Source organism: Granulosicoccus sp. 3-233, assembly GCF_052681095.1.
In genome coordinates this window covers 599,136-605,098 of record NZ_JBQYLE010000003.1, presented here as the reverse complement: position 1 = coordinate 605,098, position 5,963 = coordinate 599,136, and the positions used below count along the sequence as shown (strand labels likewise).

The following is a 5,963-nucleotide window of genomic DNA, read 5'->3' as shown; positions in this document are numbered from 1 at the left end:
AAGGCACTGGGATGGAATTGCCTCGTACTGCCACCCTGACAACAAAGTGAGTCTGGGTCTGGTCGAAGGCGTCAACAACAAGATACGAGTGATACAGCGCAAAGCCTATGGCTATCGAGACGAAGAATATCTGAAGCTCAAAATCATCGCAACATTCCTGCCGCCACTACCCAAAAACGCGAAGATTAACCCACACGAATCCGCGTAGACCCACATGGGTAAGGCAACCGATCAGGACCCGTGGGCACAATATCATCTGGTTGAGGCTGACGACACTCGCGGCCATATCCTCATCAGCCGTCGCAACAACGTTACCGGACGCAGGCAACTGCTGACACTCAGTATCGATTTCGTTCTGGAGGATGACCGGTGGCAAATCAGCCGTGAAGTCATCATGAGTCGGGATGAGGAACAAGGCTGAGAGACGGGACGCGATCCTTATCCACACATTCTGTGGATAAGCGTGTGGACGAAGCACGTATAAGCCGCCCGGAGGGGTGTTACGCGGTGCTTTCAGGAAACTGTTCAGGAAACGAACAGGCGATCAATCGTCGGTAGATCTCATCAATGATCCTTACGCTGGGTGCTCTGAAGGGAACGATTCTCTGCCTCCTGAGCGAAGAGGCCACCCGCTTGGGGTGGCCTCTCGGTTCACATCTTGGCGTGTTCGGATCGCAGTGCTTTCCACAGGCAGTAGCACATGAGCAAGACCACCAGCGTGAAGGGGATGCCGGTTGACACGGCGGCTCCCTGCAATGCGCTGAGGCCTCCGCCGAGTAACAATGCGATGGCGACGAGGCCTTCCAGTGTGCACCAGAAGACACGCTGTACCACCGGTGCATCCATCTTGCCGCCGGCCGTGATGGTGTCGATGACCAGACTGCCACTGTCGGATGAGGTGACGAAGAAGATCACGATCAGTATGAGCGAGATCGGCGCAATGATGCCGTACAAGGGCAGTTCCTTGAGGAAGCCGAACAGCGCACCTTCTGGCGCATAGGAATCGATGACCGTGGCTCGGACGCCTTCTGCGGCGCCTGCGTTGAGCATGTCAATGGCTGCGCCGCCGAAGGTTGACATCCACAGGGCGCAGACCGCAGTGGGCGCGAGCAGGGCGCAGATGACGAACTCGCGTACCGTTCGGCCACGGGAGATGCGCGCAATGAACATGCCCACGAATGGCGACCAAGCGATCCACCAGGCCCAGTAGAAGGTTGTCCAGCCGTGGAAGTAGCTGGTGTCCTCCCGCCCGAAGGGGTTGGACAAGGCCGGTAGCAGTTTGACGTAGTCAACCATGACATTGGCATAACGGGTAATGGCTGTACCGATTCCAGTCATCACGATGACGAAGATGAACAGACCGACTGCCATGACCATGTTGATTTCGCTGAGTCGCTTGACGCCTGCATCCATGCCCAGCAGAACCGAGCCCAGTGCAATCAGCGTAATGCCGACAATCAGCAGTACGATGACCGTGGATGTGGGTTCTATGCCGAACACTTCATTCAGTCCGGAGGCCACCTGTTGCGCACCCAGTCCGAGAGAGGTGGTCAGGCCGAACAGTGTGGAGAAGACGGCCAGAATATCGATGGTGTGTCCCCACCAACCCCAGATACGCTCACCGAGTATCGGATAGAAAGCCGAGCGCAGAGTCAGTGGCAGGTCCAGGTTGTAGCAGAAGATGGCAAGACTCAGGCCGACCGCTGCATAAATGGCCCAGCCTTCCAGCCCCCAGTGATGAATGGTGCCAACAACGCCGATGTATTCGTTGCCGGGCAGGCTTTCGTCTATCCCCAGCGGATTGGCTGCGCCACCTTCGGCAAAGTTGTAGTACACCGGTTCCATCACGCCGAAGAACAGCAGACCGATGCCGATGCCTGCCGCAAACATCATTGCAATCCATCCGGGATAGGAATAATCCGGTCTGGCATCCTTGCCGCCAATGCGAACCTTGCCGAGGGGCAAGACGATCAGAACCAGGCAGAAGAGGGTGATGGCATCGACCGAGAGCACCAGAAACCAGTCGAAGGTATTGGTCAACCAGGGGCGCAGCCAGCCGAAGAATTCAGCGCTTGCTTCCTGATTGGCGAGGGAAATCAGGACAAAGGCACAAATGAGAACACTCGATATGACGAAGACCGGGTTGTGCATCTCCAGGCCGAATGGCCGGATATTGTCTTGTCCCAGTTCATATTCGGTTTCGAAATCGAATATGCGCGGGTCAGGGTCCAGACTTTTCTTCTTTTCTGTCACAGGCATCTCCAGCTGTAATGAAGGGGTCAGCAGTGGGTCATTCTGGCTGACTAGAACAGGGTGTGGTGAACGTGTGCTTTGGCAGAATATACCAATGGCGAAGAATTTGACAGGCGCGATTGAAACCGGTGAACGCATCATGCGCTCGAGCCGGTTCGCTTATGGTGTGATGAAGCGCTGGCGGAAGCCTGTCGCCGAGAGAGTGTTGTGCTTCGTCGCCGGCACACCGAAAATATTGAAGAGTGTCTGCCAGCCAGCCTGTCAATCGAGCGTCATCAAACCGACGGGCATGTGCAGGCCGGTGATGATTTGCTAGTTGCAATGCCCTGTGAGTTTGCCGTCACCCTTGCAGATTGCAGATTTCGGACAGCGGACAGCGGACAGCGGACAGCGGACAGCGGACAGCGGACAGCGGGCTGTGGGCTGTGGGCTGTGGGCTGTGGGTTGCGGGTTGCAGGTTGCAGGTTGCAGGTTGCAGGGGGCAGTTCTAGGGAAAATCAGGGCAGATGGAAGATTAAGGCAAGCCTGGATTCAGGCGTACATATTGATGATCTGTCCATACCCACCGGAACGCGCCTGCTGCAGAATGAAGCTCTCCAGCGTGGTGCTGATCTCTTCCAGCAAGCCCGTCTCCGTATCGTTCCTGCCCAACAGCATGTGTTCCAGCGTATCGTTGCGTTGCAATGCCTTGGTGAAACGTCTGCGAGACGCCTCGGAGTAGTCGATCAGGCCCTGATCAAGTTCTCGCCATTCCACTCCGACCGAACGCAGTTTCTCGGCTCCGAAGCGTCTTGTGTAGTCTTCCTGAATGGCCAGCAGGCTCTCCTCGAGACTCTCGGTCTTGTTGGCCGCCGATTGCCTGAGCAGTACCGCGGCATTGACCAGTCCATCATGAAACTTTTCCAGTTCGTCGGCCGCCCGGTAAGAACGCTTTCTACTCGCTGCCGAAATCGTGTTGGTCTTCGAGAATTCATAATCGCCATCGGCGATGTTCAGCGAGGGAAACAACCCGGTATTGCCGCTGGAAATCGACAAGGTGTACGGTTCACCACGTACTGAGAGAGACACGCGTTGTGAGGCATTGACAAGCGTGGCCGACAGCTCACTTGGCGCATTGTTCAGTAGCGTCAGCACGTTGTTCAGGGAATCGTTGTCGACGTCCAGAGTCAGGTTGGACCCGTTGACCGCCAGCGTTCCGGATTGCACCGAGTCGAACGCGTTGACGCGGGACAATGGTCTGTCCGGTTCGTGATCCAGTCCCTTGACCTGCGTAGCACTGGCCAGCTTGGTGGCTGCGAGAAAGCCAGTAGTGTCATTGCCGACCGTTATCTCGTGGTCGGAACCCAGGCTATTCTGTGTCAGCGTGATGATCTCGCTGTCCACGTCAAAGCTTGCAGTGACGTTCGCTGAGGAGGCATTGATTTTCGCCAACACCGAGTTGACGCTGTCTGTCTCGGCCACTGTGATGGTGGCACCATTGACCTGGAAAGTGCCCGCGGTGACAACATGCCCGTTCTCGAAATGGGGGCCACCACTGCCGCTGCCGTTGAAGGGGTTGTCAGGGTTGATGGACTCCGTCGTCGATAGTGTCACGGTGGTCGAGGCCACATCGCCACCGGCCAGAAAGCCTGACGATAATGAGAAACCCAGTCCGTTCGACAGTGTATAGATCGTGGACTCAGCGTCCGATGCATTGGTCGTTATCGTCTCCGTGCCACCGCCATTGGGCAAGGAGACCTCGATCTCGATGGCGCCCAGATTCCTGAAGCCACCCTGGTTGACCCGGAACTCCACGGTTCCCGAACCGTTGCTGCCGTCATAGATGCCATGTAGCGCGATATCCGATGATGTAATTCCTTGCCAGGCAGGTTCTTCCGGGCTGTAGCTGGTGTACCAGGAATTGATATCGTCGGTGGAGCGTAATATGGTAGCGGTATCGATTCCGGCGTACAGACCCAGATCCTGCGTGGAGACCAGTTCGGTTACACCTGCCTCCTTGCTCTTCTTGAACTGGACATGGTTTGCCAGTTCTTCCAGTGTATTGACCAGGCGCGATAGTCCGAGCAGAGCCTCCCGGCTGGCGGTCTGGCTCGTACTGGCAGTGCTCTGCTGGACGGCGGAGCTGCTGCGCTGGACCGAGTATGACGGGTAGGCTGAGGTACGTCCCGTATTGAAGTTTACGCTGATCGACAAAGACAGTTTCGCCACGCTTGCACAGCTGTAGACAGGTGCAGGCTTGTTATGGACTTGACTGAATGATCGGCTGTCGGCCTGGCCAGATTTTCACGGCGCTCCTGCTGGAGTGCACAGTTTCAGAAATACAGGAGGGCTGAAAACGGAAATCGAGTGCTGCCACACGTAAATACACAGATTTTGACAGTCGCCTCACGCCCTTTGCACTGGCACGCAGTTCCGCACCCCAGTCCGATCCATTCCTGTGCAAGGATTCGCGCGCCCGATCAGCTCCTCACAAGATCATTCCATCTTCTCATCAACCAGTGAGGGAGCGAGCATCCGTTTCAGCAGGACATCTTTCCGTTTGAAGTGATGATACAGGGCCGCACAGGCGTGAGCGGCAAGGTGTTCAAAACGGCTGCCGGGTGAATCCGCAGCGACGAGCGTATGATCTCTTGCGAGGTACATGATCGAGCGGCTCGTCGCGAGCCCGGCGTGCTTGGAAAGTGCTCTGTACTGCCCGGTCATCGAATTGGCGTCTTGTTCGGGAGGAGAACCGTTGAATATCACAGACTTCATAGCGGAGTGGTCGGACTCTCCATTTGCGCACTTTCGTGAGCCTGCCTGGCAAGCAACAAGCCGAGCGCCTGAATTGGTGTCCGAGGCACTCAGATCCTTGTCCGATGGCTATACGATTGTCGATGACGTTGCCATTCATCATCGTGCGGAGGTTGAGGCCGGGGTGAATATCAATGGGCCGGCCATTATCGGACCCGACACCTTCGTGGGGGCCGGCGCATTGATTCGTGGTGGAGTGTTTCTGGCGCGTGGGTGCATTGTCGGACACGCTTGTGAGCTGAAGACTTCCTTCATGTTTGCCGGGTCGAAGGTAGCGCATCTGAGCTTCGTTGGCGATTCCATCATAGGGGCCAGAGTCAACATCGAGGCTGGCGCAGTGGTGGCAAACTACCGAAACGAATTCAGTGACAAGAGAATCCGAATTCTGTGGAATGGGGAAAACATTGATACCGGCGTGGAAAAATTCGGGGCATTGCTCGGCGATGATGTCAGGATCGGAGCCAATTCCGTGATTGCGCCAGGAGCGATTCTGAGCCCGGGGACGATTGTGCCTCGGTTGTCGAAAGTCGACCAGTACCCTTGACCGTCAAAAAGCAGAGTTTTCCACCACCGAACTGGATCACTCCAGGCACCGAGTTGCAGGGTCTTCATTCAGGCTGACTTTGATAATGCAACACAGGTAGCTTGATGGAGTCCTGCTGTCTATCAACAAAGAGCAGTCCGGTTTCCAGATTTCGTACCATGACGCAGGTGCTCACTGCAGCTGCGGTGTCCGAGTCAGGTAGAGGTCAAAGTTCAGAGGTCAGAGGTCAGAGGTCAGAGGTCAGAGGTCAGAGGTCAGAGGTCAGAGGTCAGAGGTCAGAGGTCAGAGGTCAGAGGTCAGAGGTCAGAGGTCAGAGGTCAGAGGTCAGAGGTCAGAGGTCAGAGGTCAGAGGTCAGAGGTCAGAGGTCAGAGG

Annotated in this window: 7 protein-coding genes; 4 read left to right on the top strand and 3 right to left on the bottom strand. The window is 56.2% G+C overall.

Features of this window, described 5'->3' with window-relative positions; genetic code table 11:
- The coding region (locus ACUNV4_RS11945) for a transposase (RefSeq protein ID WP_430878773.1) at positions 1 to 208 on the top strand (208 nt) is incomplete at its 5' end.
- 6 nt (positions 209 to 214) lie between these two features.
- Complete coding sequence (locus ACUNV4_RS11940) at positions 215 to 421, top strand: hypothetical protein (RefSeq protein WP_430878772.1); 207 nt, start codon at positions 215 to 217, stop codon at positions 419 to 421.
- A gap of 230 nt (positions 422 to 651) precedes the next feature.
- Here the strand turns inward: ACUNV4_RS11940 and ACUNV4_RS11935 are convergent, their stop codons facing one another.
- Positions 652 to 2,253, bottom strand: a complete 1,602-nt coding sequence (locus ACUNV4_RS11935; RefSeq protein WP_430878771.1) for a BCCT family transporter — start codon at positions 2,251 to 2,253, stop codon at positions 652 to 654.
- 94 nt (positions 2,254 to 2,347) lie between these two features.
- Between ACUNV4_RS11935 and ACUNV4_RS11930 the strand changes: the two genes are divergently transcribed.
- Positions 2,348 to 2,569 carry a hypothetical protein gene (locus ACUNV4_RS11930; protein ID WP_430878770.1) on the top strand — a complete coding sequence of 74 codons (222 nt, stop codon included), beginning with the start codon at positions 2,348 to 2,350 and terminating at the stop codon, positions 2,567 to 2,569.
- Between the two features lie 215 nt (positions 2,570 to 2,784).
- Here the strand turns inward: ACUNV4_RS11930 and ACUNV4_RS11925 are convergent, their stop codons facing one another.
- Both ACUNV4_RS11925 and ACUNV4_RS11920 read right to left on the bottom strand, forming a co-directional pair.
- On the bottom strand, positions 2,785 to 4,446 hold the full coding sequence (locus ACUNV4_RS11925; RefSeq protein ID WP_430878769.1) for a hypothetical protein: 1,662 nt from the start codon (positions 4,444 to 4,446) through the stop codon (positions 2,785 to 2,787).
- A gap of 282 nt (positions 4,447 to 4,728) precedes the next feature.
- Positions 4,729 to 4,956 (bottom strand): hypothetical protein, encoded by a 228-nt coding sequence (locus ACUNV4_RS11920; protein ID WP_430878768.1) that lies wholly within the window; start codon positions 4,954 to 4,956, stop codon positions 4,729 to 4,731.
- Positions 4,957 to 4,987: 31 nt separating this feature from the next.
- Here ACUNV4_RS11920 and ACUNV4_RS11915 point away from each other — a divergent pair, with 31 nt between their 5' ends.
- Complete coding sequence (locus tag ACUNV4_RS11915) at positions 4,988 to 5,590, top strand: hypothetical protein (protein WP_430878767.1); 603 nt, start codon at positions 4,988 to 4,990, stop codon at positions 5,588 to 5,590.
- The last annotated feature ends 373 nt before the right edge of the window (positions 5,591 to 5,963 follow it).

Excerpts from the sequence above, each read along its gene's own strand:
- ACUNV4_RS11940 (WP_430878772.1), top strand. The coding sequence starts at position 215 with ATGGGTAAGGCAACCGATCAGGACCCGTGGGCACAATATCATCTGGTT.
- ACUNV4_RS11930 (WP_430878770.1), top strand. The coding sequence starts at position 2,348 with ATGGCGAAGAATTTGACAGGCGCGATTGAAACCGGTGAACGCATCATG.
- ACUNV4_RS11920 (WP_430878768.1), bottom strand. The coding sequence starts at position 4,956 with ATGACCGGGCAGTACAGAGCACTTTCCAAGCACGCCGGGCTCGCGACG.